This is a genomic window from Spirillospora sp. NPDC000708, assembly GCF_040299565.1.
Lineage (GTDB): Bacteria > Actinomycetota > Actinomycetes > Streptosporangiales > Streptosporangiaceae > Spirillospora.
Map to the genome: position 1 here is coordinate 16858 of NZ_JBEPCJ010000038.1, position 24420 is coordinate 41277.

At 72.5% G+C, this 24420-nt stretch carries 20 protein-coding genes; 12 read left to right on the forward strand and 8 right to left on the reverse strand.

What is annotated here, in order from left to right; all coding sequences use genetic code 11:
• Nucleotides 1-15: 15 nt before the first annotated feature.
• The 5 genes from ABT299_RS25635 (at nucleotide 16) to ABT299_RS25655 (ending at nucleotide 6510) form a co-directional block, all read left to right on the forward strand.
• A complete protein-coding gene (locus tag ABT299_RS25635) occupies nucleotides 16-594 on the forward strand; it encodes a hypothetical protein (protein WP_500252253.1) in 579 nt (192 codons plus the stop codon).
• A 67-nt stretch (nucleotides 595-661) separates the two neighbouring features.
• A complete protein-coding gene (locus tag ABT299_RS25640; RefSeq protein WP_190855440.1) occupies nucleotides 662-1285 on the forward strand; it encodes a TetR family transcriptional regulator in 624 nt (207 codons plus the stop codon).
• Nucleotides 1286-1787: 502 nt separating this feature from the next.
• Nucleotides 1788-2645, forward strand: a complete 858-nt coding sequence (locus ABT299_RS25645) for a universal stress protein (protein WP_500252254.1) — start codon at nucleotides 1788-1790, stop codon at nucleotides 2643-2645.
• Nucleotides 2646-2893: 248 nt separating this feature from the next.
• Nucleotides 2894-5254: a phosphoketolase family protein gene (locus ABT299_RS25650; protein WP_500252296.1), complete on the forward strand. Its 2361-nt coding sequence runs from the start codon at nucleotides 2894-2896 to the stop codon at nucleotides 5252-5254.
• A gap of 215 nt (nucleotides 5255-5469) precedes the next feature.
• The gene (locus ABT299_RS25655; RefSeq protein ID WP_500252255.1) at nucleotides 5470-6510 is read left to right on the forward strand and encodes a zinc-dependent alcohol dehydrogenase family protein; all 1041 of its coding nucleotides are present in this window, start codon (nucleotides 5470-5472) and stop codon (nucleotides 6508-6510) included.
• 94 nt (nucleotides 6511-6604) lie between these two features.
• Here the strand turns inward: ABT299_RS25655 and ABT299_RS25660 are convergent, their stop codons facing one another.
• Nucleotides 6605-7096: a DUF2231 domain-containing protein gene (locus ABT299_RS25660; RefSeq protein ID WP_500252256.1), complete on the reverse strand. Its 492-nt coding sequence runs from the start codon at nucleotides 7094-7096 to the stop codon at nucleotides 6605-6607.
• A 267-nt stretch (nucleotides 7097-7363) separates the two neighbouring features.
• On the opposite strand from ABT299_RS25660, the gene ABT299_RS25665 reads away from it, so the two are divergent.
• Nucleotides 7364-8197 carry a universal stress protein gene (locus ABT299_RS25665; protein WP_500252257.1) on the forward strand — a complete coding sequence of 278 codons (834 nt, stop codon included), beginning with the start codon at nucleotides 7364-7366 and terminating at the stop codon, nucleotides 8195-8197.
• A gap of 60 nt (nucleotides 8198-8257) precedes the next feature.
• Nucleotides 8258-9121 carry a universal stress protein gene (locus tag ABT299_RS25670; protein WP_500252258.1) on the forward strand — a complete coding sequence of 288 codons (864 nt, stop codon included), beginning with the start codon at nucleotides 8258-8260 and terminating at the stop codon, nucleotides 9119-9121.
• 53 nt (nucleotides 9122-9174) lie between these two features.
• Here ABT299_RS25670 and ABT299_RS25675 read toward each other — a convergent pair whose 3' ends face one another.
• On the reverse strand, nucleotides 9175-11592 hold the full coding sequence (locus ABT299_RS25675; RefSeq protein WP_500252259.1) for a glycoside hydrolase family 65 protein: 2418 nt from the start codon (nucleotides 11590-11592) through the stop codon (nucleotides 9175-9177).
• A gap of 196 nt (nucleotides 11593-11788) precedes the next feature.
• On the opposite strand from ABT299_RS25675, the gene ABT299_RS25680 reads away from it, so the two are divergent.
• Entirely contained in the window at nucleotides 11789-12667 is an 879-nt protein-coding gene (locus ABT299_RS25680; protein ID WP_190855454.1) for a universal stress protein, read from the forward strand.
• A 58-nt stretch (nucleotides 12668-12725) separates the two neighbouring features.
• On the opposite strand, the gene ABT299_RS25685 is transcribed toward ABT299_RS25680, so the two are convergent.
• Both ABT299_RS25685 and ABT299_RS25690 read right to left on the reverse strand, forming a co-directional pair.
• On the reverse strand, nucleotides 12726-13247 hold the full coding sequence (locus tag ABT299_RS25685) for a CBS domain-containing protein (protein WP_500200775.1): 522 nt from the start codon (nucleotides 13245-13247) through the stop codon (nucleotides 12726-12728).
• Nucleotides 13248-13364: 117 nt separating this feature from the next.
• Nucleotides 13365-15974, reverse strand: coding sequence for a cation-translocating P-type ATPase (locus tag ABT299_RS25690; protein WP_500252260.1), 2610 nt, complete (start codon nucleotides 15972-15974; stop codon nucleotides 13365-13367).
• A 386-nt stretch (nucleotides 15975-16360) separates the two neighbouring features.
• Between ABT299_RS25690 and ABT299_RS25695 the strand changes: the two genes are divergently transcribed.
• Together ABT299_RS25695 and ABT299_RS25700 are read left to right on the forward strand one after the other, a co-directional pair.
• Complete coding sequence (locus ABT299_RS25695) at nucleotides 16361-17371, forward strand: Acg family FMN-binding oxidoreductase (RefSeq protein WP_500252261.1); 1011 nt, start codon at nucleotides 16361-16363, stop codon at nucleotides 17369-17371.
• 135 nt (nucleotides 17372-17506) lie between these two features.
• Nucleotides 17507-19225, forward strand: a complete 1719-nt coding sequence (locus ABT299_RS25700; protein WP_500252262.1) for a sensor histidine kinase — start codon at nucleotides 17507-17509, stop codon at nucleotides 19223-19225.
• Between the two features lie 82 nt (nucleotides 19226-19307).
• On the opposite strand, the gene ABT299_RS25705 is transcribed toward ABT299_RS25700, so the two are convergent.
• Genes ABT299_RS25705 through ABT299_RS25715 form a run of 3 tightly spaced genes read right to left on the reverse strand, consistent with a single transcriptional unit; the run spans nucleotide 19308 to nucleotide 21963 of the window.
• Nucleotides 19308-20804: a bifunctional aminoglycoside phosphotransferase/ATP-binding protein gene (locus ABT299_RS25705; protein ID WP_500252263.1), complete on the reverse strand. Its 1497-nt coding sequence runs from the start codon at nucleotides 20802-20804 to the stop codon at nucleotides 19308-19310.
• Nucleotides 20805-20810: 6 nt separating this feature from the next.
• The gene (locus ABT299_RS25710; RefSeq protein ID WP_387026423.1) at nucleotides 20811-21491 is read right to left on the reverse strand and encodes a CBS domain-containing protein; all 681 of its coding nucleotides are present in this window, start codon (nucleotides 21489-21491) and stop codon (nucleotides 20811-20813) included.
• Between the two features lie 28 nt (nucleotides 21492-21519).
• Nucleotides 21520-21963, reverse strand: coding sequence for a universal stress protein (locus ABT299_RS25715; RefSeq protein ID WP_190855470.1), 444 nt, complete (start codon nucleotides 21961-21963; stop codon nucleotides 21520-21522).
• A 335-nt stretch (nucleotides 21964-22298) separates the two neighbouring features.
• Here ABT299_RS25715 and ABT299_RS25720 point away from each other — a divergent pair, with 335 nt between their 5' ends.
• Together ABT299_RS25720 and ABT299_RS25725 are read left to right on the forward strand one after the other, a co-directional pair.
• The gene (locus tag ABT299_RS25720) at nucleotides 22299-23144 is read left to right on the forward strand and encodes a universal stress protein (RefSeq protein WP_387026720.1); all 846 of its coding nucleotides are present in this window, start codon (nucleotides 22299-22301) and stop codon (nucleotides 23142-23144) included.
• Nucleotides 23145-23248: 104 nt separating this feature from the next.
• Nucleotides 23249-23896: a CBS domain-containing protein gene (locus ABT299_RS25725; protein WP_500252264.1), complete on the forward strand. Its 648-nt coding sequence runs from the start codon at nucleotides 23249-23251 to the stop codon at nucleotides 23894-23896.
• A 3-nt stretch (nucleotides 23897-23899) separates the two neighbouring features.
• Here the strand turns inward: ABT299_RS25725 and ABT299_RS25730 are convergent, their stop codons facing one another.
• Nucleotides 23900-24352: a pyridoxamine 5'-phosphate oxidase family protein gene (locus ABT299_RS25730; RefSeq protein ID WP_190855479.1), complete on the reverse strand. Its 453-nt coding sequence runs from the start codon at nucleotides 24350-24352 to the stop codon at nucleotides 23900-23902.
• Nucleotides 24353-24420: the final 68 nt, after the last annotated feature.

The following is a 24420-nucleotide window of genomic DNA, read 5'->3' on the forward strand; positions in this document are numbered from 1 at the left end:
GAAGTCCGATCCTCCATGACGCCCCCACCCTGGCCCGAGGAATTGCTCGGCGCGCCTGAAGTTCCGGTGCCCGACATAGAATGGTCCGAGGTTCGTGCGCGGACCGGCCTGGAATTTCCAGCCGACTATCGGGAGTTCGCTGCGCTCTACCCGGCGCTGATCATCGATGAGTTCCTCCGCATCCGCCACCCCGCGGGCCCGCCGGACTTCGATCTCATGGAATCATGGGGGCGGTTCGACCTGCGGCATTCCTGGGGCATCTTCGACATATGCCGGCACTGGGGCCCGGCGGAGGAGATCATCGAATTCGATCCCGTCACCACGCGTTCGCGGACGCTGGCGCCGACCGGCGGCGAGAATGTCTTCCCCTGGGGAATCAGCGACATCGGACCGGTATTCGGATTCTGGCTGGTGGAAGACGATCCGTCGGATTGGACGGTGATGCTGGTCGGTCAGTTCATGCAGTGGCGGTACCGCGGTTCGCTCACCGAGTTCTTGCCGGACGTGCTGAGCGGCCGGGTGAACTGCCCGCTCCTGCCCCAGGATTGGCCGGATCCGCTGGCCGGCTGCGCAGTCGAGCAACTCCTTGGATAACGCCTGGCGGCAGACGAGACGGGTAAGCCGATGGCGATGACGTGAGCCAACGGCGTACCCTTCAGGAGTGCCGATCAGCAAGGAAGAAAGGCAGGCGCTTCGCGTCGCTCGCCGCGAGCAGATCCTGGACGCGGGACTTGAGACGTTCGCCGCCGAGGGCTACCAGGGCACGACCCTGGCCGAAATCGCGGCCCGGGTAGGGCTCACCGAAATCGGTGTGGCGCGCTACTTCGCCTCTAAAGCGGAGTTGCTGGCCGACGTGCTGCGCCACCGCGACAACATCGTCCCCGACGCTCTTGCCCGCATGACCGGCGCCGACATCATCGAGTCCGTTCGCCACATGGCGGATCTGGCGAGCACACTGCTCGACCACCCGAGTCTGGTGCGCTTCGAGACAGTGGTCGGCGGGGAGAGCGTCGTCGAAGGCGGGGAGCCCTTCGAGTACTTCGAGGCACGCCTGCAAGCCGTCCGTCGGGTGCTGAGCGACCGCCTGCGCGAGGCGAAAGAGGCCGGCACGGTTCGTGCCGACACCGATCCCGACCTCACCGCCGCAGAAGTCATCGCGTTCATGCACGGCGCCCACACCCAATGGCTGTTCTCCCCTCAGGACGTCGACCTGCGGGGCTTGTACCGTCACTACTTCAATCAGCTCGCCGAGCGGCTCACGCCGGCACAGGCTCCGCATGGCTGAAATCGGCCGGCCTGGTTAACGGACGGCATTGGCTGCGGTCGTAGAGTGCGTGGGTCATGCCGGGTGTGATCCGCGCCGGGCGCGGAAGCGCGCGGCGAGGACGCCCAGGGCCACCCACCAGCCCGGGGCCAGTCGACGGGGCATCCTCGACCGGTCCGAGGCCGGCCGCTGGAACTCCGCTCTGAGGGGGCGGGCACTCTGCGCTCATGCCGCGCGGCTCGTCGGATCTCCCTGTGCTCCCTAGGACGGAGTTGCTGTTCCGAAGCTCGCCTTGCCCGCCGCGCGGGCGTGCAACCGAACCAGGCCCGCAAAGACTGGGTCACGTCCGTCCTCCCTGATCGCTGACACGGCAGGAAGGCCTCGGCCATGGGGCGCCGATGCCGCGCGACCAGGACTTTCGTCCCTGGAGGGAGCCGCGGGCGGGCGCGAGTCTGGACACACGGGGTCCTGTCGGACGGGCGCGCACCGATCGACGTGAGCGTCTGGGAAACGCGAGGAGAACATGTCACAGCCCATCGTCGTAGGCGTCGACGGATCCGAGCACGCGGACCGGGCCGTGGAATGGGCGGCCGCCGAGGCGAGCCTGCGCCACCGGCGTCTTCACATCGTCCACGCCGTCGAGAACTTCCCGTACGGCGCGCCGCTGTTCGCACCGGCGGAGACGATCAGTCTCATGTCCCGGGTGGGGCACGGCGTTCTCGCCGCCGTGGCCGAGCGCGTCCGGGAGCAGTGGCCCGACCTGGAGGTCAGCACGGCGCTCGTCTCGGACGACGCGCCGCATGGCCTGATCGAACAGACCGCGGGCGCCTTCGAGGTCGTCGTGGGCCATCGGGGGCTCGGCGGGTTCGCCGGTCTCATGCTGGGATCCGTCAGCCTGCGGCTGGCCGCGCGCTGCGCGATTCCGGTGGTCATCGTGCGCGGGACGGCCGACGAGCAGGGGGAGGTCGTCGTCGGGCTCGACCTGCAGACCGACGCGGACGCGATCCTGCACCACGCGTTCGACGCGGCCGCCCTGAACGGCGCGCCACTGCGGGTCATGCACGCCTGGCGCGTCTCGCAGACCCTCGTCGAGGCGGGTTTCGCCCCCGACCGGGACAAGGTGGAACGGGTGGAGCGGGAGTTCCTCGACCGCCTCACCGCGGCGTACACGCCCTGGCAGGCGAAGTACCCGCAGGTCGAAGTGGTTTCCGAAGTGGTCCTGGCCCACCCGGTGACCGCCCTGTCGAACGCTTCGCTCGGGGCCCGCCTGGTCGTGGTGGGCGCCCACACGCGGTCGTGGACGGCGCCTCGGCTCGGCTCCGCGGCGCACGGCGCGATCCACCACGCGCACTGCCCCGTCGCCGTGGTCCCTTCCACCTGAGGTCGTTCGAAGTATCCGCCGGGGTCGTGTCCCCAGCGCTCGTTCAGCCGCGAGCGTGACGTCCGGCAACGCGCCGCGGCTACGACTGGGAGACCGTTTCCCGGGGGAGCGGTAGGGCGCCGGTTCCCGCGCATCGACGGGACGTGTGACCTTCGGCCCTGCCGTGCGCGGCCCGCCCCATGGTGCGCTTGGGCGAGCGACCTCAAGGAGGAACGGTGACGTCCACGACCACCCCCAACGGCCAGTCGATCGAAACCGAGCCGGCGTCGACCGACACCGGGTTCGCGTCAATCGACGCCTACTGGAGAGCGGCCAACTACCTGTCGGCCGGGCAGATCTACCTGCTGGACAATCCGCTGCTGCGCGAGCCGCTGCGACCGGAGCACATCAAGCCCCGGCTCCTCGGGCACTGGGGCACCTCGCCGGGGCTGAACTTCTGCTACGTCCACCTGAACCGGGTGATCAAGGCCCGTGATCTGGACGCCGTCTACATCATGGGGCCCGGGCACGGCGGGCCCTCCGCGGTCGCCAACGCCTGGCTGGAGGGCACCTACAGCGAGGTCTATCCCGCCGTGTCCCAGGACGCCGAAGGTATGAGGGCGCTGTTCCGGCAGTTCTCCTTCCCCGGCGGCATCCCGAGCCATGTCGCGCCGGAGACGCCCGGCTCGATCCACGAGGGCGGCGAGCTCGGCTACTCCCTCGCGCACGCCTACGGCGCCGCGTTCGACAACCCGGACCTCGTGGTGGCGTGCATCGTCGGGGACGGGGAGGCCGAGACCGGGCCGCTCGCGACCAGCTGGCATTCCACCAAGTTCGTCGACCCGGTGAACGACGGCGCGGTGCTGCCGATCCTGCACCTGAACGGCTACAAGATCGCCAATCCGGCCGTGCTCGCCCGCATCCCCGAGGAAGAGCTGGTCAGGCTGTTCGAGGGGTACGGCCATGCCCCGATCGTGGTCTCCGGCGATGATCCGGCGACCCTCCACCGGGACATGGCGGCGGCGCTCGACCGCGCGCTGGACGAGATCGCCCGCATCCAGCGCGCCGCCCGCGACGAGGGCGCGACCGGCCGCCCCCGCTGGCCGATGATCATCTTGCGGACGCCGAAGGGGTGGACCGGGCCCAAGGAGGTCGACGGCCTGCCCGTGGAGGGCACGTGGCGCGCCCACCAGGTGCCGCTCGCCGGAGTCCGCGACGACCCCGAGCACCTCGCGGAGCTGGAGGCGTGGCTGCGCTCCTACCGTCCGGAGGAGCTCTTCGACGACGCCGGACGGCCGGTCCCCGCGCTGCGCGACCTCGCGCCGTCGGGGAACCGGCGGATGAGCGCCAACCCGCACGCCAACGGCGGGCTGCTGCTGCGCCCCCTCGACCTGCCCGACCCGCGCGCCTACGGGGTCCCGGTGGACGAGCACGGCACCGCCACCGCCGAGGCCACCCGCGTCCTCGGCGGCTACCTGCGCGACGTCGTCGCCGCGAACCCGCGGAGCTTCCGGATCATGGGGCCGGACGAGACGGCCTCCAACCGGCTCGGAGCCGTCTTCGAGGTCACCGACCGCGTGTTCGAAGGCGACAGGCGCGACACCGACGAGCACCAGGCGCCGCACGGCCGGGTCATGGAGGTGCTCAGCGAGCACCTGTGCCAGGGCTGGCTGGAGGGCTACCTGCTGACCGGGCGGCACGGCCTGTTCAACAGCTACGAAGCGTTCATCCACATCGTCGACGCCATGTTCAACCAGCACGCGAAATGGCTCAAGGTCACCCGGCACCTGCCGTGGCGGCGGCCGATCGCGTCGCTGAACTACCTGCTGTCGTCGCACGTGTGGCGGCAGGACCACAACGGCTTCACCCACCAGGACCCCGGCTTCCTGGACGTAGTGCTGAACAAGAAGGCCGAGATCACCCGCGTCTACCTGCCGCCGGACGCCAACACCCTGCTCTCGGTCGCCGACCATTGCCTGCGCTCCCGCGACTACGTCAACGTCATCGTCGCCGGCAAGCAGCCCGCCCCGGTGTGGCTGCCGATGGACCAGGCGATCGCGCACTGCACGCGCGGCATCGGCATCTGGGAATGGGCCTCCACGGACGGCGGCGCCGACCCCGACGTGGTCCTGGCCTGCGCCGGCGACGTCCCCACCCTGGAGACCCTCGCCGCGGTCGACCTGCTGCGGCGCTTCTTCCCGGACCTGCGCGTCCGCGTCGTCAACGTCGTCGATCTCATGCGCCTACAGCCCGTCGAGGAGCATCCGCACGGGCTGCCCGACGTCGAGTTCGACGCCCTGTTCACCGCCGACAAGCCCGTCATCTTCGCGTTCCACGGCTACCCGTACCTGATCCACCGGCTCGCCTACCGCCGCCACGGACACCACAACCTGCACGTCCGCGGCTACAAGGAGGAGGGCACCACCACCACGCCCTTCGACATGGTGATGCTGAACGACCTGGACCGCTTCCACCTCGTCGTGGACGTCATCGACCGCGTGCCCTCGCTCGGCAGCCGGGTCGCGAACGTGCGGCAGCGCATGCTGGACGAGCGGCTGCGGTTGCGCTCGTACACGCGTGAGCACGGCGAGGACGCACCGGAAGTCCGCGACTGGGCCTGGCCGTACTGAAGCGCCTGGTGGTACGCCCTCCGGGATCGGGCGCGTCCCTCGCGGCGGTGGCGGGACGTGGTGGTCACAGCCCGCGAGGACCTCGGGATCGCCGCGGCCACCCGCTCCGTCATCGGCGGGACGTAAAGCCGTCCGACCGGGACGTTCGGCACTGTCGGCCCCGGACCGCCGACAACGACGCTGGAGATGGAACCGGAGTTACCGAGGAGGCCCCGATGCGTGCGCTGGTGTACCACGGTCCAGGTCGGAAGGCATGGGAAGAGGTCCCGAAACCGCAGATCGCCGACGACGGCGACGCGGTGGTGCGGGTCGACGCGGTGACGATCTGCGGAACGGACCTGCACATCCTCAAGGGCGACGTCCCTGCCGTCACCGACGGCAGGATCCTCGGCCACGAGGCCGTCGGAACCGTCGAGACGGTCGGTTCCGGTGTCCGGACGGTCGAGCCGGGCGACAAGGTGCTGGTCTCCTGCATCACCTCGTGCGGGACCTGCCGGTTCTGCCGCGAGAGCAGGTACGGGCAGTGCCTCGGCGGGGGCGGCTGGGTCCTCGGGCACAAGATCGACGGGACGCAGGCCGAGTACGTCCGCGTGCCCTTCGCCGACACCTCCGTGCACCGGCTGCCGGAGGGGCTCCCCGCCGAGGACGTGCTGATGCTGGCCGACATCCTGCCCACCGGGTACGAGGTCGGCGTCCTCAACGGCCGCGTGGGGCCCGGCGACGTCGTCGCGGTCGTCGGCGCGGGCCCGATCGGCCTCGCCACGATCATGGGCGCGCGGCTGTTCAGCCCGAGCCGGATCATCGCGGTGGACCTGGCCGACAGCCGGCTCGCGGCGGCCAAGGAGTTCGGCGCGGACGTGCTGGTGAACAACGCCCGCGAGGATCCGGCCGCGATCGTCCGCGACCTGACCGGCGGGCTGGGAGCGGACGCGGCCGTCGAGGCCGTCGGCGTCCCCGACGCCTTCGAACTCGCGGTCGCGCTGGCCCGCCCCGGCGGCCGCATCGCCAACATCGGCGTGCACGGCGAGCCCGCGACGCTGCACCTGGAGGAGCAGTGGATCCGGGACGTCACCATCACCACCGGGCTGGTGGACACCTTCTCCACGCCCACGCTGCTGCGCCTGCTCGCCGGCCGGCAGCTCGACGCGGGACGGTTCGTCACGCACCGCTTCGGCCTCGACGACTTCCCGAAGGCCTACGAGGTCTTCGCCGACGCCGCGCACACGGGCGCCCTCAAGGTCGTCCTGACCCGCTGACCTCCTGGGCCCGGGACCGGAGGAGCCGCGACCGCCCCCCTCGGACGTGAACGGTCGCGGCCCCCGCCTCGGGCCACCGGCGTCCGGCGGCCCCTCAGCGGCGGTCCGGATGAGCGGCCACGTCATGCCACACCGCGTTGGCGCCGCTGTGTCCGATCCGGACCACCTGGACGCCGGACGCGGCGGCCCCGCCGACCGCCAGGACCGCCGCCGCCACCGTCACCGCGCCCGCCCAGCGCGGCACCGCGGCCGACTCGCGGCGGGCGTACCAGCCGACGCCGGTCAGGACGGCGAGACCGAGCCACATCACTCCCGCGAGCGGCAGCAGCATGTCGGCCAGTTCGGCGTGCCGCTCCACCAGCGCGTTGTGCGGCACCCGCTGTTCCAGGTTCTCGCCGCTCGACGTCGCCATGGGCACCGAGATCACCGCAGCGGTCGCCAGGCCGAGCACCCACGGGGCCGCCGCCCGCCGCGCCCGCGGCCACAGCGCCACCACGAGCGTCGCGACGACGGTGAGCGGGACGAGGAAGACCACCAGGTGAACGACGAGCGGATGGGTGGGCAGGCCCCAAAGGGTCGACGGCATGACCGACCTTTCACAGAGACGGGAGGACTGGACGAGAATGTCGTGGTTCGCTCCCTCCTGCCCACGGCTTCGGGTGCATTCAGAGAACCCTCATAGGTTCCCCGGCACAGCCGTTACGAGGATTTCAAGTGGCCTTCAACCGAACCGGTGTTTGAGATCGCGGGTGACCCTCGCCTTGCCAAGAGGGGACCTTCGGCCGCAGAACCCTGGGAAAGCGCGGCCTAGCGTCGACAGTGGGACGTTCCTAGAGCGTGGGAGGGATGACCAGTGTCGGCACCGATCGCCGTGGGCATCGACGGCTCCGTGCATGCGTGGCGCGCCCTGGACTGGGCGGCCGATCACGCGGTCCGCCGCCGGCTGCCGCTGCGGCTGGTGCATGGGGCGCAGTTCCTGGTGCACGGCGGCAGGATCCCCGAGGACGTGCTGGTCCACCTGATCGCCGAACGCGAGGACCTCCTCACCGAGGCCCGCCGGTACGCCCTGAAGATCCATCAGGAGCTCGAGATCGAAACGGCGCTGGTGCCGGGCGACCCCGGCCGCGCGCTGGTCGGCGAGAGCGAGGAGGCCGCACTGGTGGCCGTCGGGTCGCGCGGGGCCGGAGGGTTCGAGGGACTGCTGTTCGGGTCGGTCGCTCTGCACGTCTCGGCGCACGCGCGCTGCCCGGTGCTCGCCGTGTCCCGTTCCGCGCCGTTCCCCGCAGAGGCGTCCGGCGAGATCGTCCTCGGTCTGGAGGGGCGTCCCGGCGAGGACCGGCTCGTCGACTGGGCGTTCGCGGAAGCCGGATCGCGGGGTGCCCGGATCCTCGCCCTGCACGCGGTCGGCGGTGACTTCCCGTCGCCGCGCACGCGGGTCGTGGAGGACATGGAGCTGTCCGCGGCCCTCGCCGGCGTCCGTGAAGAGCACCCGGACGTCCCCGTCGACCAGATGATCTCCGACCGGACCGCGGCCCGAGCCCTGGTGGAAGCGTCCGAGCACGCGGCCCTGGTGGTCGTCGGAGCCCGCCACAGGCGCGGCCCGTCCGGCATGGCGCTGGGCCGGGTGAACCACGCCGTGCTGCACCACGCGGTCTGCCCTGTGGTGGTCGTCCCGCTGCGCGACTGAGCCCGGGGCACCGGGTGCGAACCCGTCCCGGAAGGCCGGGACCCGACAGAGGAGAGGACCATGGCCGAACCGATCATCGTGGGCGCCGACGGCTCCGTCCCGTCCGCGCGAGCCGTGGCGTGGGCCGCCGACGAGGCCGCCCGGTACCGGCGCGACCTGCAGATCGTCCACGCCGTCGAGAACTGGGCCTTCGACGTCCCGCTGACCGCCGCGCCGGGAGAGGTCGCCTCGCTGTCGCGGGCCGGCGGCGAGGTCCTGGCGAGCGCCGAACGCGTCGCGCGCGACCGGCGGCCGGAGGTCCAGGTGAACACCGAGCTCGCCGCGGCGGGCACCGTGCGCGCGCTCACGGAGCGATCGAGGAACGCGTTCGAGCTCGTCGTCGGCCACCGGGGTCTCGGCGGGTTCGCCGGGCTGGTGCTGGGCTCGGTCGGCCTCGGCGCGGTCCGCCACTCGGCCTGTCCGGTCGTGGTCGTGCGCGGCGAGGGCGAGGCCGGGCACGGCGAGATCGCCGTGGGCGTCGGGCTCGGTGACGACTCGGCGACCCTGGAGTACGCGTTCCGGGCCGCGGCCGCCTGGAACGCCCGCCTGAGAGTCGTGCACGCGTGGCCGTTCCCCGAGTCCCTGGACGGGCCGGGAGCGGCGGAGGGCGTGGAACGCACAGAGGAGCGCGCTCGGTGGCGCGTCGTCGAGGCGCATGCCCCGCTGCGCAAGCGGTATCCCGAAGTTGACGTCCAGGAGACGATCGTCTCCGACAATCCCGCCGCGGCGCTCATGGCCACCACGGGAGCGGCCGATCTGGTCGTCGTCGGCACCCATCCCCGCGAGGGGCTGATGCTTCCCCGCAACCGCGCGGTGACGCACGGGCTGATCCACCACGCCCACTGCCCGGTCGCCGTCGTCCCCGCCCCCGGCCACCGGCCCTGACACGCCTCCGGCGGAGCCGGGTTCGCGCGACGTCGGGACGAACGACCCGGTGGTCATTCGTCGGCGGCGGGCGCCCTGCCGTTCCGGAGCGGGGTCTCCCAGGAGTCCCCGGGCTGGATGAGGACCTCCTGGTCGCCGGGGGCGATGCGGATGGGCAGAGCGGCGCCGGGACGGAGCGTGACCTTCAGCCGGTCCTGGCGGCAGACGAGGTCGATGCCCCAGTGTCCGCGGTAGCGCAGGCCGAGGCGCAGCTCGCCGATCGCCGCGGGCAGGCGCGGGTTCAGGTGGAGGGTGCCGTCCTGGGTGTTCATCCCGGCGTAGCAGCGTTGGACGAGGTCGACGGTGCCGGCCATGGCGCCGAGGTGGACGCCCTCGGCGGTGGTGCCGTGCTGGGCGTCCGCCAGGTCGCTGTCCAGCGCTTCCCGGAAGACCCGCCAGGCCTGGTCGCCGTCGGTGCTGGCCAGGATCCACGCGTGCACCAGGGAGCTGAGGGTCGATCCGTGACAGGTCCGCGGCAGGTAGTAGGCGGTGGTGCGCGCGATCAGGTCGGGCCCGTGGTCGTAGCCGAGGCGTTGCAGGATGTCATCGAGTTCCTGCGGCGTCAGCACGTAGAAGAGCATCAGCACGTCGGCCTGCTTGGATGCCTTGTAGCGGTTGGTCGAGTCGCCTTCGGCCTCCAGGATCCGATCGAGCCGGCGGATGTCCCCGTAGCGCTCGCGGTAGGCGGGCCAGTCGAACTCTTCGAGGTCGCCGTAGCCCTCGAACTGGCTGATCACGCCGTCGTGGAACGGGACGTACATCCGCCGGCGGACGTCCTCGAACCGGGTGATCTCCTCGCGGGTGAGGGCGAGCCGTTCGCGCAGCTCGGTGCGGCGGTCCTCGGGGAGGAGGGCCAGCGCGTCCAGGGCCCGGTGCAGCAGCCAGGCGGTGAGGACGTTGGTGTAGGCGTTGTCGTCCAGGCCCGGCTCGTCCCGGCCGGGAAAGGCGTCGTGGTACTCGTCGGGGCCCATGACGCCGCGGATCCGGTACCGGTCGGTGGGGCGGTCGTAGCAGGCCAGATCGGCGAAGTACCGGGCGATCTCCAGGATGATCTCGGTCCCGTACTCGGCGAGGAACTCGGTGTCGCCGGTCGCCTCGTAGAACCGCCAGACGTTGTGGGCGATCGTCAGCCCGACGTGCCGCTGCAGGTGGGAGTGGTCGGGCAGCCAGCGGCCCGAGCGCGGGTTGAGGTGCACGCGCTGGGTCTCCTCGCGGCCGTCGGCCGCGCTCTGCCAGGGGTACATGGCGCCGCGGCGGCCCGCCGCGGCGGCCGCGCGCCGCGCCGCGGGAAGGCGCCTCCACCGGTACATCAGCAGCGCCTTGGCGATCTCGGGGAACCGCATGGTCAGGAAGGGCAGGATGAACAGCTCGTCCCAGAAGACGTGGCCGCGGTAGGCCTCGCCGTGCAGCCCGCGGGCGGGCACGCCGGCGTCCAGTTCCACGCTGTGCGGCGACACCGTCTGCAGGACATGGAAGATGTGCAGGTTGAGGACGCGCTGCACGTCGGCGTGGTCGAGCCTCAGCTGGGCGCGCCGCCACAGGTGCGCCCAGGCGAGTGCGTGCCGCTCCAGCAGGCCGTCGAAGCCGTCCGCGCGCCGGACGGCGGCGAGCGCGGCCCGGCCGTGCTCCTCCACCGCGCGGTCGCGGGAGGTGTAGACGGCCGCCACCTTCTCGATCGTCACCGCCGCGCCCTCGCGGACCTCGATGCGCAGGTCCTGCGCCGTCCAGCCCGGCTCGGCGCGCCGGGACGCCGCCGCCGGCTCGGACGACCGCGTGCGGGCCGCGACCGCGATGCCGATCCTCGACGTGGTCGTGACCGTGGTGAGCAGCTGCGCCTCGGGGTCGCCGGGGTCGGCCGGATCCTCGCGGACGAGGTGCTCGGCCGGCAGGTCCCGGTACCGGGCCACGCCGGTGTTCGCGACCCGTCCGTCCAGCGCCGAGCGGACCTCCAGGACGCCGGTCCAGTCCTCCGGCACGATCGTGGTCTGCAGGGCGGCCAGGTGCGGCTCGTCCATGGACACGATCCGGCGCTGGGCGAGGCGGAACGTCCGGCCCGCCGCGTCGCGGCAGCGCAGCAGCCGGGTGAGGACGCCGCGGCGCAGGTTCAGTTCCTGGCCGTACGCCAGGAGCCGCCCCTCCGCGCGGGCGCGGTCGAGGTCGAACCACTCGTCTCCGGCGGCGCGGAAGGTCAGCGGGAGCCAGTTCGGGACGTTCACCAGGTCGGCGTTGTCGGCGTCCTGCCCGCCGAACCGCGCGGTCAGCCGGTCGTAGCATCCGGAGACGTAGGTCCCGGGGTAGTGCGTTCCGTCGGCGGACGACTCGGGCGCGGCACCGCGTGTGGCGAAATAGCCGTTGCCCAGCGTGCACAGTGCCTCGCGCAGCCGCTCGGCGGCCGGCTCGTAGCCGTCATAGATCAGGTCCCACCGGCTCATGGCCTCTCCCGCCGGTCGTCGGTAGCCGTCCGGTGACGATGCCCTCTTTCCGGACCGTCTCACCGGCGGCACCGGAGTGCCGAGTGCCGGACGGACCGGGCTTCCAGGGACCTTCGGCCCGTCCAGGACGGTTCGGTACGAACCGAGACTGAGTAATCGAGGAGTACTGCCGCCTCACTGGGGAGATGTGTTGGGAATGGGCGAACTGGACAGGGCTCAGCGGGCGCACGTGCTGCTCGGCTACGACGCCAGCGAGGACAACGAACCGGCGCTGCGGTGGGCGGTCGACGAGGCGCGCCTGCGCGGGCTGGACTTGGTCCTGTGCCATTGCTGGCACTGGCCGTACCCCGCTGACCACGTGGACGGCCGCGTCGAGGCGATCATCGAGCGGGCGGGGGAGAAGCTCCTTGAGCACGGGGAGGCGCGGGCCCACGAGCTCGGGATGTCCCGGACGGTCGGCAAGCGGCTGAGGCCCGAACCCGTCTCCGACGCCCTGGTGTGCGAGTCCGAGGACGCCGAGCTGATCGTGATCGGCTCCCACGAGCGGCACCACCTGCCGGTGGGCTCGACCGCGGTGCAGCTGCCGGCCCGGGCGCGGCGGCCCGTGCTGGCCGTCCGCCGCGACGACCACGGTGGCGGCCCTGCCCGCGGCCTCGTCGTCGCCGGTGTGGACGGGTCCCGGGGCGGCGACGCCGCGCTGGGCTTCGCCATGGAGGAGGCGGTGCTGCGCGGTTGGCGCCTGCGGGTCGTGTTCGGGGTCTGGGAGCCCGGGGCGGTCGACGAGGCGGAGCTGCCCCTGTTCACCGACAAGGAACGGCTTGCCCAGGTCCGGGCGGAGACGCTGGAGCGGTCCGTCGCCCCCTGGCGCGACCGCTATCCCAAGGCCGATCTCGACGTCTCGGTGGTCCTCGATCGTCCCCGTGAGTCCCTCTTGGACGCGGCGGACGGCGCCGATCTGCTGGTGGTCGGGGACCGCGGCGCCGGCGGTCTCGACCCGCTGTTCCTCGGAGCGACCAGCTCGGCGATGCTCCAGCACGCCCCCTGCACGGTGGCCATCGTGCCGTCCGCCCACTGACCGCGTCGGTCCCGGGCGGCGCGGCCGCGCGCCGGCCGGGCCGCTCTCCGCGCCGCGGCTAGTCCGGTCCCATCCGCCCGGCGTCCGGGTGGCCGGGGAGCCCGGCGGGGAACACCGGTTCGATCCGGTACAGGGACGGCATCCCGCCGGTGCGCGGTCCGACGTCGCGATGGACGCCGGCGAGCCCGCTCACCAGGTCCCGGGCCGTGAGCAGCCCGACGAGCACGTTCCGGTCGTCGGTCACCGGGACGTAGTCCAGGCCGGCCTTCATCATGGCCCTGGCGGCCTCCGCCACGGTTGCCGTGGGCGGTACCGTCACCGGAGGTCCGGGCGGCAGGAGCGTGGTGACGGCCCGCCGGGCCTGCTCGGGGCCGGAGGCGTTCCAGGAGGCCGTCAGGGTCTGCGCGTCGACCACGCCGACGAAGCCTCCCTCGTCGTCGGCCACCGGCAGGTGGTGGACGCCCGCCTGGCACATCAGCTCCCACGCCATCAGCACCGATTCGGACTCGGAGATGGTGAGAAGGTCCAAGGTCATCACCTCGGCGACGGCCCGCCTCTCCAGCGGGCGATGGGCGACCATGACTCCTCCAGGTGTCGGTTCCGTCCTCATGCCCCATGATCCGCCCGTGGCGGGGGCGACGCGCAGAGGCGAAGGTCCTTCGAGAAGAGGCCGAGAAGCCCGGCCGCGGGGGAGACGTCAGCCGCGCTGGAGCCGCTTGATGATCTCTATGAGGGCGTAGGCGGCCACCGCGAAGACGATGATCCGCGCCCACGCGCCGAGGCCGAGCGCGGCCGAATGGAAGACCCTCTGCATGAAGGGGGTGTACGTGTAGAACATCTGGATCGCGAAGAGGGCCGCGGCGCTGGCGGCCGTCCAGGGGTTGCGGCGAACGCCGCGCCACAGCAGCGGCCGCTCCAGGGACAGGCAGTTGAACATGTAGGCGATCAGCGTGACGGCGAAGACGTTCACCACGATCGTCCGGGCCGTCTCGGGAGGGGCCCCGTGCGCCAGTTCCCAGTGCTGGAGGCCGAACGAGCCCGCGAGCAGGATCCCCGACACCAGCAGGATCCGCAGGGTCATGGCGCGGGTGAGCAGCGGCAGCGACGGGTCGCGGGGCGGCCTCCGCATGATCGCCTCGTCCCTGGGCTCGACCGCGAACGGCAGGCCGAGGACCAGCACGGCCGTCATGTTCAGCCACAGCACCTGGAGCGGCAGGATCGGCAGCGAGGCGTTCGCGGCGATGGCGGCGACCAGCACCAGCCCGAGGCCGATGTTCGACGGCAGCGCCCAGACGATGAACTTCACCAGGTTGTCGAACACGCCGCGCCCCTCCTCCACGGCCTGCTCGATGGAGGTGAAGTCGTCGTCGGTGAGGACCATGTCGGCCGACTCCCGGGCGGCGTCGGTGCCACCGCGTCCCATGGCGACGCCGATGTCGGCGCGCTTGAGTGCGGGGGCGTCGTTGACGCCGTCCCCGGTCATGGCGATGACGTGGCCGGCCTCCTGGAACGTCCGGACGAGCCGCAGCTTCTGCTCGGGGGAGACCCGCGCGAACACCGAGGCCGCGCCGATCCGCTCCGGGGAGAGGCCGGCGGCCAGGTCGGCCCCCGTCACCACCTCGCCGCCGAGTCCGATCCGGGCGCCGACCGCGGCGGCGGTCGCCGCGTGGTCCCCGGTGATCATCTTGACCTGCACGCCCGCGTCGCGGCAGGCCCGCACGGCGCTCGCCGCCTCGGGACGCGGCGGATCGATCATCGCCTGCAGGCCGAGGAAGGTGAGGCGGGGCAGGGGATCGAGCCGGTCGGACGACGCCCGCGCGAACGCCAGGACGCGCAGCGCCCGCCCGCCGAACGCCTCGGCGCGGGCCGTGACGGCCGCGCGATCCAGCGGCTCCGGCAGGCCGTCCGGCCCCGCCTGGTCGTCGCAGAGCTCCAGGATCCGCTCGACCGGGCCCTTGGCGTAGACGATGCCGCCGTCATGGGCGGTGGCCATGAAGCGCCGCTCGGAGGTGAAGGGAAGCGCGGCCGTCCTGGGCGGCACGCCGCCGATCTCCGCCTTGGCGGCGCTCGTCAGGAGCGCGCCCTCGGTGGGGTCCCCGGTGATGCGCCAGACACCGTCCTCCTCGAACAGCTGTGCGTCGTTGCAGGCCGCGCCCGCGAGCAGTGTCTCGCGCAACGCGGGATCCGCTGCCGGGCGGACCGGCCGCCCGTCCTGTTCGACGGTGCCGGCGGGCGCGTAGCCGGAGCCCGAGACGGTGTACTCGCGGCCGCCGCTGAACACGGCGGTGACCGTCATCTGGTTCTGGGTGAGCGTCCCCGTCTTGTCGGTGCAGATGACCGTCGTGCCGCCGAGCGTCTCGACCGCGGGGAGGTGCCGGACGATCGCCCCCCGGCGGGCCATCCGGGCGACGCCGAAGGCGAGGGTGATCGTGACGATGGCGGGTAGCCCTTCGGGGATGGCGCCGACCGCGAGTGCCACCGCGGCGGTGAGCATTTCGGCGGGCGGGCGGCCGTACAGGACGCCGATGCCGAAGGTCAGCGCCGCCAGCAGGAGGATCGCGACGGTGACGATCCTGCTGAACCGGGCGATCTTGCGGGTGAGCGGGGTCTGGACCGTGCCCGTGGTCCGCATCAGGCGGTGCACGTCGCCGATCTCGGTGGCGGCACCGGTGGCCACGACGATCCCGGCGCCCTGCCCGTTGGCGACCAGCGTCCCGGAGAAGGCCATGTTGCGGCGGTCCGCCAGCGCCGTCTCCTCGAGCGCCGCCGGGTCCTTGCGCACCGGAACGGACTCGCCGGTGAGCGCCGACTCGTCGACCGAGAGCTCGTCGGTGCGCAGCAGGCGCAGGTCCGCGGGGACCTTGTCGCCGGCCGCCAGCGCGACGAGGTCGCCGCGGACCAGCTCGGCCGCCGGCACGGTCACGGGCGCGCCGTCCCGGACGACGGAGGCCGTGGTGCGGGTCAGCGCGGACAGCGCGGTGAGCGCCGCCTCCGCGCGGGACTCCTGGGCGAACCCGACGACGGCGTTGACGGCCACCACGCCCAGGATGACCAGGGCGTCGGCGTGCTCGCCCAGCAGCGCGCTCGCGGCGGCCGACGCCAGCAGCACGTAGATCAGCGGGCTGTGGAACTGCAGCAGGAACCGCGCCGCCGGCCCCTGTCCGCGCGCCGCGGGCAGCTCGTTCGGCCCGTCCCGCGTCAGCCTCTCCGCCGCTTCCGGACCGTCGAGACCGCGCTCGGCGTCGGTGCCGAGCGCGGCCGCGACCTCGTCCGCCTGCGTGCGGTACGGCGCTTGCGCGGTCGTCATCCGAGCTTGGCCAGCCGCTCGCTGTACTCCTCCGAGGTGATCCCACGGCGCGCGTAGCGGGCGGTGAGGGCGTACTCGATGCTCATGGCCGTACCTCCTGACGGCTCCACCGTCCCCTGCCGGGCATGCCGCCCGGCAGGGGCGAAGGTCCCAGGGATGAGCGCCCCTCGGCCTCTGGTGCGGGCGTTCACTTGCGTCCGACCCCGTCATGGTGATCGTTCCCCCTGGACGGCTGGTGGTGTCACGGACGTACCCCCCATGCGTCCGGCCTCACGGCGCGTCGATGGCTCCCCGGTCGGCACGGTGTCGGCCGCGATGGACTTTCGGCCCTGTCACAGGTAAGGGCCCGGATGATGCGCTGGAAGGGAGGAGAGAAGGAGCGACAGATGCGGACCAGGAGCGAAGTGCCCGCGGGCGTCGACGACGTCATCCGCGGTGCGGTCGAGGACGCGATCCGAGCACCGTCGGTGCACAACACCCAGCCGTGGCTGTTCGGCGTGCGCGGATCCCGGATCAGCCTGCGCGCCGACCCGGACCGCCGCCTGGACGTCGCCGACCCGCAGGGCCGGGAGATGCTGATCAGCTGCGGCGCGGCCCTGTACAACCTGCGGCTGTCACTGCGCAAGCGCGGGTTCGAGCCGGTCGTGCGACCGCAGCCGGACGCCGACCGCCCGAATCTGCTGGCCGACGTCGAGGTGGAACGCGGTTACGCGGCGGTCTCCAGGGAGGTCGAGGGCGAGTACGCGCAGATCGAGCGGCGGCACAGCCACCGCGGCGGGTTCCGGCCGGAACCGGTGCCGTCCGGTGTGGTCACGGCCCTGCTGCGCGCGGCCGAGCAGGAGGGGGCGCGGGTGATCCAGGCCGTCGACGCCCACGTGCTGGGGGCCCTGGCCGCGCTGACCGACGCGGCCGAGCACGTCCAGCGCCGCACGCCCGCCTACTCGACCGAGATGGCCCGCTGGGCGCCGTCGCCCGCCACGGCGCGCAAGGACGGTGTCCAGGAGATCTCCTACCCCGTGCGGACGCCTCGGACGGAACCGCACTTCGCGCCGCGGGACTTCGCCCGCGGTCAGGGGTGGGGCGTCGAGCCCGCCGATGACGACGGCACCGCGCTCGCGGGGATCGTCCTGCTGCTGGTGACGGCCGAGGACACCCCGGCGGCGTGGCTGCGGGCCGGTCAGGCGCTGGAGCGGCTGCTGCTGTGCGCGGCCGAGCACGATCTGTCGGCCGCCTATCACACGCAGGCATTGCAGGTTCCCGAGCTGCGCGCTTTCATCTGCACGCACTTCTGCGGCGACGCCCATCCGCAGATGCTCCTGCGTCTGGGCGTGCCCGTTGGGGAGGAGCTGGCGACCGTGCGGCGCCCGGTCGAGGACGTGCTGGTCGAGGAGCCGTGATCCCGCTCGCCGCCCGCGCATGAAGTGAACGGCCGGTCACAGGTGGATGACCCTGCGTCTACGCGCTGCTGTCGCGTCACGGCCGACCGTCCCCCGGCCTGGGTTCGCGGTCGCCGATCGGTGATACTGGAAGACGTGACCGCAGAGCCGGGGCCGGGCGGGGACAAGGCACGGCTGATCCTCCCCCAGTTGCAGCTGGACGACCTGCTGGCCGAACTCCAGACGCGGCTGGAAGCCGCGCGGTCGACCCGTGACCGGGTGCACGCGCTGCTGGAGGCCGTGGTCTCGATCGGCGGCGAGCTGGACCTGGAGACGGTGCTGCGGCGGATCATCGAGGCCGCGACGACGCTGGTCGACGCGCGCTACGGCGCGCTGGGGGTGATCGACGAGGAGGGGGAGCGGCTCGTCCAGTTCATCACCGTCGGGGTCACCGAGGACGAGATCGCGGCGATCGGCCACTGGCCGCACGGCCACGGCATCCTGGGCCTGCTGATCAAGGACCCGCGGCCGCTGCGGCTGGCGGACCTGTCCGAGCATGCCGAGTCCTACGGTTTCCCGGCCGACCATCCGCCGATGCGCACGTTCCTGGGCGTCCCGATCCGGGTCCGCGACGAGGTGTTCGGCAACCTCTACCTGACGGAGAAGGCCGGCGGCGGCGTCTTCGAGGAGGAGGACGAGGTCGTCGTCACGGCCTTGGCGACGGCGGCCGGCGTCGCGATCGAGAACGCCCGCCTCTACCAGGAGACGCGGCGGCGCGAGCGCTGGCTGGAGGCCTCCGCGGAGGTCTCCACGACACTGCTGTCGGGTACCGACACCCACCAGGTCACCTCGCTGGTCGCGGCGCGGGCCCGGCAGGTCTCCGATGCGGGGCTGGCCACCGTGTCGCTGATCGACGAGGCGAGCGGGGAGTTCACGGTGGAGGCCGCCGACGGCGCCGACGCGGGCCGGGTCCGCGGGGTCCGGCTGCCCAAGGGGCACTCGATCGCCGGGAGGGTGTTCCAGGAGGGGGCGTCGCTGCGCCTGGCCGACGGGGCGGGGGCGGTCCGGGAGGCCGGCACCCCGGTCGAGGTGGAGATCGGCCCGCTGCTGGCGGTGCCGCTGGGCGTCGGGTCGTCCGCCCGCGGTGTCCTGACGGTCATCAACGCGCCCGGCGAGCCGCCTTTCTCCGAGGGGACGCAGCGGTTGCTGGAGGCGTTCGCCGGGCAGGCGGCGGTGGCGTTGGAGTTGGCCGAGCGGCGCCGCGACGCCGAGCGTCTGACGCTGCTGGAGGACCGGGACCGGATCGCCAAGGATCTGCACGACACCGTCATCCAGCGGCTGTTCGCCACCGCGATGACGCTGATGGCCGCGATCAAGATCACCCAGAAGCGGGAGGTCGCGGTCCGGGTCCAGCGGGCCGTGGACGATCTCGACGACACCATCCGGCAGATCCGCTCGTCGATCTTCGCGCTGCAGGCGACCGGGGACGAGGAGTCGTTGCGCAGCCGCGTGCACGCCTTGGTCGACAGTGCCGCCGAGCAGTTGGGGTTCTCTCCGTCCGTCCGGCTCGACGGCCTGCTCGACACCGCCGTCGATGAGGAGACCGGCGAGCAGCTGCTCGCGGTCGTGCGCGAGGCTCTGTCGAACGTGGCGCGGCACGCACACGCCGGGGAGGCCGTCGTCGCCATCGATGTCGGCGACGACCTGACGCTGCGCGTGGAGGACGACGGGGTCGGCATCGGCGAGGGCGGCCGCCGCAGCGGTCTGCGCAACATGACCGACCGCGCCGAGGCGTGCGGGGGTTCCTGCACCACCCGGCCGCGGCCCGGCGGCGGCACGATCCTGGCCTGGCGCGTCCCGCTCAAGGACGGCTGACCGCTCACCGGCCCGATGCGGTGTGGATCCACCACGGGTAAGCGCTCGTTGTAGCGGCTCGATCCGGGCTCCGGCCGGCGGCTCAGCCGGGGGAGAGGAACGGGCGGCGGGGCCACACGAGCTCGGCGCCGTGGGGACGGACGATCGGGAGTGCCTGTTCGAGGGCCGCGGGCACGGTGCCGCTCGTGTCGATCGTGGTGGCCTCGGGCCAGGGCGAGGCATGGGCGGTCATGGCGAGCGCGATGTCGCCGTCCGCGTCGGAGATGCCGTGCGTGCGCTGCCGGATGCGTTCGACGGCCAGGGCCTCGGGCGCGTCGCAGCGGAGGGCGACGAGGTCGGCGTGCTCGCGGTGCGCGACGGCGGCGATGAGGTCCCGTTCGGCCTTGTCGGTCCAGGAGGCGTCGAGGATGACCGTTTCGCCCAGGCGGAGCAGCCGTGCGGCGCGTTCGGCGAGTTCGCGGTAGGTGCGCCGGCTCCAATCGGGCGTGTAGATGCCGGTGCCGTAGGGGGTGGCGGCCGGCGTCTCGGGAGAGATCCCGGCCAGCTCCTTGCGGACGCGGTCGCTGCTGAGGAGGGTGCAGCCGAGCCGGTCGGCGAGGGCACCGGCCAGGGAGGTCTTCCCGGTTCCGGGCAGCCCGCCGACGAGGACCAGGTCGACCTTTCCGGCGCGCAGGTGGCGGAGGGCGAGATCGGCGTATCCGCGGGCCTCGGCGGCCGCGCGGTCGTCGCCCTGGGCGTGGCGCAGGCAGGCGACCTTGGCGCGGACGAAGGCCCGGTAGGCCACGTAGTGGTGGCGCAGCGAGGGCGGAGCGGGATCGGCGGCGAACTCGGTGTACCAGCCGATGAACCGCTCGGCGAGGTCCGGCGCACCGAGACGTTCGAGGTCCATCGCGAGGAAGGACGCGTCGTCGAGGCCGTCCAGCCAGCGCAGGCGCTCGTCGAACTCCAGGCAGTCCAGGATGCGCGGGCCGTCGTCGAGGCAGAAGACGTCGGTGGCCAGCAGGTCGCCGTGGCCGTCCACGACGCGCCCCTCGGCGATGCGGGCGTTGAAGAGCGGCTCGCGGCCGGCGAGGAACGCGGTGGCGAGCCGCTCGATCTCGGTCGCGGCCGGGTCGGCGACGGCGCGGCCCGGCAGGGCTCGGACCTGCTGGAAGCTGTCGTTCCAGCGGGACCTCACGGCGTCGCGGGTCTCCTGCGCGGAGATCTGCGGGCCGCGCGGCGCCTCGGCGTGCCACGCGGCCAGGATGCGGGCGGTGTCGCGCAGCGCGTCCTCGACGGGCTCATGCGCCTTGACGAGGGTGGACAGGCGCCGGTCGGCGGGCATCCGCCGCATGGCGACCAGGTGATCGCGGACGTCGCCGTCGGGGCCGTGGACGTCGCAGACGCCGAGGTAGACGTCGGGCGCGAACCGCCGGTTGAGCCGGATCTCCTCGTGGCAGGCGCGCTCGCGCCGCTCCCGGGTGCTGAAGTCGAGGAAGCCGAGGTCGAGCGGCTTCTTCAGCTTGTAGGCCCGGTCTCCGACGAAGAAGACGACGCCGCTGTGGGTCTCGCTCACGGCCGCGCTCACCTGGTCGGGCATCGCGTCTCACGCTCTCGGGTAGGCGGTCGGGCGGGTGTCGTCGCGCTCGTAGGCGAGGTCGCCGACGACGTCCACGACGCCTTCGGTCGCGGCGGTCATCCGCACCACGATGGGGATGAGGCTCTTCAGCTCCATGCGCCCGGAGAGCCGGACGACGCCTTCGCGGACCTCGACGTGGACCTCGGACGGGTCCTGCCAGAGCCGGGACACCAGCACGTCGTAGACGATCTCGTCGCGGATGTCGTCGTCGCTGCGGTGGAACACGGTCAGCAGGTCGCGCCGGGAGACGATGCCGCACAGGGTTCCGCTCTCGTCGACGACGGGCGCGGCCCTGAAGCCGTGGGAGGCCAGCAGCCGCGCGGCTTGAGCGACGGTGGCGTCCGGCCTCACCGTGACGGCGGGCGCGCTCATCAGGCCGCGGGCGTCGACGGCGCGGGCCTTGGCGAGGGCGTGGTGCCGGTGGCGGCCCCGCAGCGGGCGCTCGCCGGCGTCGTCGGGCTTGAACTCCTCCTTGTGGAGCAGGTCGGCTTCGGTGACGATGCCGACGACGCGTCGGTCGTCATCGACGATGGGAACGCCGCTGATGCGGTGCTCGGCCAGCGCGTCGGCGATCTCGGCGAACGTGGTGTCCTCGACCGCCGTCACCACCTCGGCGGTCATGACGTCCTTGACCGTCCGGCGTTTCATGGCCGCCTCCAGATGGGGTGCCGGGGACTCACGGGACTTCGTGGGAGGCGGGGGTCTGGTCGGCGCAGATCACGACGGGGCAGCGTGCCAGTTCGCGGGCGACGGGGACGGTGTCGCCGCCGAAGGGGTTGCCGTGTTCGGAGTTGACGCGCGCGCCGATGACCAGGAGTTCGGCGTTTTCGGCGGCTTTCGCCAGTGCCTCGCCGGGCCTGCCGTGGGTGATCTTGAGGCGGGTGGTGAGGTGCTGGGTGTGGGGGATGGTGCGGGCGACCAGGTCGCGCAGGCGCAGCCATTCCTTGGCGGCGCGCAGGGGGCGGGGCGTGGGGGTGGTGTCGTTGTTCACCACGCGGACGACGTCTAGGCGGGCGTGCCGCTCCAGGGCTTCCCGGGCGGCGCGGTGGAGCGCGGCCAGGGAGTTGGGGGATCCGTCCACGCCGACGACGACGGAGCGGTGTTGGGGCATGATCTGCATTGACGACCTCCCTTGGTCGTTTCCAGCGTCGCAACCGGCCGGCCGGGAGATCAGTGCCGAGCGTCCCCCGCGGCCGGGACCTTCGGCCCGCTCCTGGCGGCGCATGAGGCGGTCCCAGTGCTCGCTTCCGTACCGCCTACCGGTCCGCACGACGGCCGGGACGGTGTAGCCGCGTAAGAGACCTCCCCGCTGAAACGGGCGCCGAAAACGTGCCGGTCGAAGGCCCCGGCTCCCAGGGCACGGCGGGGTTTTCCAGGCCGAGGTACGGGCGGGTCCTTCGGCCCTGTGCGTCGTGCCTGCGCAGGTGGTGAGGTTGTTGATGGGGGGTGAACGCGATGGGCGTACCGATCGTGATCGGCACCGATGGTTCCGATGAGGCGGCGCGTGCCCTCGACTGGGCCGCCGCTGAAGCCGTCTTGCGTGAACGTCCCCTGCACATCGTCCACGCCATCGAGAGCCGGCCGAACACGGCGCCTCTTATCGCGCGGTCCGGCACCGCCGAGCCCACCACCTGCGTGGGCCGAAGGGTGCTGGCGGCCGCTGGTGAACGCGTCCGGGAGCGATGGCCGGACCTGGAGACGACGACCGTTCTGGTGACCGGGGAGACCTGGCAGGCGCTGGGAGCGGAGTCGGAGAACGCGTTCGAGCTGGTCCTGGGAAGTCGTGGCCTGGGCGATTTCGCCGCCCTGCGACTGGGTAGTACAAGCCTGCGCATGGCCGAGCGCTCCACCGTCCCGGTGGTGATCGTGCGCGGGGACGCCGCCGAGGGCGGCGAGGTCCTCGTGGGCATCGACCCGGTACGGGAAGCCGGCGCGATCCTCGACTACGCCTTCGACGCCGCCGCGCTCCACGGTGCCCGGCTCCGCGTCGTCCACGCGTGGCAGAGCCTCGCGACCTTCCTCGACGCCGGTTACGCCGACGTCGAGCAGATCGAGGCGGACCTGAGGAGAGCGGTCATCGCCGCTTGCCGGCCACTGCGAGGCGGATACCCGGCAGTCGACGTCGTCGACGAGATCGTTCTGGAGCATCCGGTGACCGCATTGTCCAGGGCCTCGCGCGAGGCCCGCCTTCTGGTGGTCGGCGCCCGCGACTGGCACTGGACCTCGCCCCGGCTCGGTTCCGTCAGCCACGGGGTCTCGCACCACGCGCAGTGCCCGGTGGCGGTCGTCCCCTCCCGCTGATCACGGGTCCGCGTTCTGCCCGACCGCATGCTCACGGCCTCGTGCGCGGCCGACACCTTGGAAGGGAGCCCTGCCAGATGAAGCGACCGACAGTGGGGACGGTCATGACATCCGATGTCGTGACGGTGTCGCCCGACGATGCGTTCAGGGACGTGATCGCCGCTCTCGCCGATCGCGAGATCAGCGGGGCGCCCGTCGTGGACGGGGAGGGGCGCCTCGTCGGCGTGGTCACCGAGGCGGACCTGCTCCGCAAGGCGGCGGCCGGCCGAGGGGGGCCGGGGCGGAAGCAACGCCTTGAGCGGCAAGGGGCCGGCGCCACCACGGCCGGGGAGGCCATGAGCTCGCCGCCGGTCACCACGACCGCGGACGCCCCGGTCGCCGAAGCAGCGCGATCGATGTGCCGCCACGGCTTCAAGCGGCTCCCGGTCGTGGACGCCGACGGCCGTCCGGTCGGCATCGTCAGCCGTGCCGACCTGCTGAGCGTCTTCCTGAGGACGGACGCGGAGATCCGCGACGAGGTGATCCACGAGATCGTCATCCAGAGCCTCTGGCTCGACCCCGCCGAGGTGGAGGTCGACGTGCGCGACGGCGTGGTGGCCCTGCGAGGCCGGGTGCCCGTGGCGAGCCTCGTCCCGATCGCCGAACGCCTGACGGCCTCCGTCGACGGCGTCGTCAGGGTGATCAACGCGCTCGACTACGACGAGGACGACGGCGCGCGCCCGCACCGGCGCCGCGCGGGCCGGCGGCACTAGGGATCAGCCCGGTTCGTCGCCGGGGTCGATGTGCTCGGTCGTGACGCCGCCGGGATGCAGGGGGATGCGGCGTCCGGTGATCTTCTCGGGGGTGAGCCGGACGAAGAACGGCTTGGGGGAGGGCACCCAGGGGGCGAGCGGCAGCGATGTCAGCCGTTCGGTCTCGGCCGGGTCGGTGACGACCTCGGCGGGGCCGGTGACGATGACGCTCCACGCGGTCCGCAGTGCCGGTTCGAGGTCGTCGGCCTCGAAGGTCAGAGGGCGTCCCGCCTGGACCGCGTCCATCTTGGCGCCGGGCGCCGTGGCGAACACCACCGCGGTGCCGTCCATGACGAAGTTCACCGGCAGGACGGAGGCGGTGCCGTCGTCCCCGGCCCACGCGATCCGGCCGACCGCGGCGCCGCGCAGCAACGTCAGGCAGGCGTCGGTGTCGAGAGTCTGGAGTCCGGTGGTCATGGCGCCTCGATTCTGGTGCCCGCGCCGCCCGCGAGCAGGGCGGGCGCGTCGGCGTGATGGTGCTGGCA

Excerpts from the sequence above, each read along its gene's own strand:
- ABT299_RS25635 (WP_500252253.1), top strand. The coding sequence starts at position 16 with ATGACGCCCCCACCCTGGCCCGAGGAATTGCTCGGCGCGCCTGAAGTT.
- ABT299_RS25660 (WP_500252256.1), bottom strand. The coding sequence starts at position 7,096 with ATGCCGTCGACCCTTTGGGGCCTGCCCACCCATCCGCTCGTCGTTCAC.
- ABT299_RS25710 (WP_387026423.1), bottom strand. The coding sequence starts at position 21,491 with ATGAAACGCCGGACGGTCAAGGACGTCATGACCGCCGAGGTGGTGACG.
- ABT299_RS25715 (WP_190855470.1), bottom strand. The coding sequence starts at position 21,963 with ATGCAGATCATGCCCCAACACCGCTCCGTCGTCGTCGGCGTGGACGGA.
- ABT299_RS25675 (WP_500252259.1), bottom strand. The coding sequence starts at position 11,592 with ATGAGCCGGTGGGACCTGATCTATGACGGCTACGAGCCGGCCGCCGAG.
- ABT299_RS25655 (WP_500252255.1), top strand. The coding sequence starts at position 5,470 with ATGCGTGCGCTGGTGTACCACGGTCCAGGTCGGAAGGCATGGGAAGAG.
- ABT299_RS25695 (WP_500252261.1), top strand. The coding sequence starts at position 16,361 with ATGCGGACCAGGAGCGAAGTGCCCGCGGGCGTCGACGACGTCATCCGC.
- ABT299_RS25645 (WP_500252254.1), top strand. The coding sequence starts at position 1,788 with ATGTCACAGCCCATCGTCGTAGGCGTCGACGGATCCGAGCACGCGGAC.
- ABT299_RS25725 (WP_500252264.1), top strand. The coding sequence starts at position 23,249 with ATGACATCCGATGTCGTGACGGTGTCGCCCGACGATGCGTTCAGGGAC.
- ABT299_RS25720 (WP_387026720.1), top strand. The coding sequence starts at position 22,299 with ATGGGCGTACCGATCGTGATCGGCACCGATGGTTCCGATGAGGCGGCG.
- ABT299_RS25690 (WP_500252260.1), bottom strand. The coding sequence starts at position 15,974 with ATGACGACCGCGCAAGCGCCGTACCGCACGCAGGCGGACGAGGTCGCG.
- ABT299_RS25730 (WP_190855479.1), bottom strand. The coding sequence starts at position 24,352 with ATGACCACCGGACTCCAGACTCTCGACACCGACGCCTGCCTGACGTTG.
- ABT299_RS25685 (WP_500200775.1), bottom strand. The coding sequence starts at position 13,247 with ATGGTCGCCCATCGCCCGCTGGAGAGGCGGGCCGTCGCCGAGGTGATG.
- ABT299_RS25680 (WP_190855454.1), top strand. The coding sequence starts at position 11,789 with ATGGGCGAACTGGACAGGGCTCAGCGGGCGCACGTGCTGCTCGGCTAC.
- ABT299_RS25670 (WP_500252258.1), top strand. The coding sequence starts at position 8,258 with ATGGCCGAACCGATCATCGTGGGCGCCGACGGCTCCGTCCCGTCCGCG.
- ABT299_RS25705 (WP_500252263.1), bottom strand. The coding sequence starts at position 20,804 with ATGCCCGACCAGGTGAGCGCGGCCGTGAGCGAGACCCACAGCGGCGTC.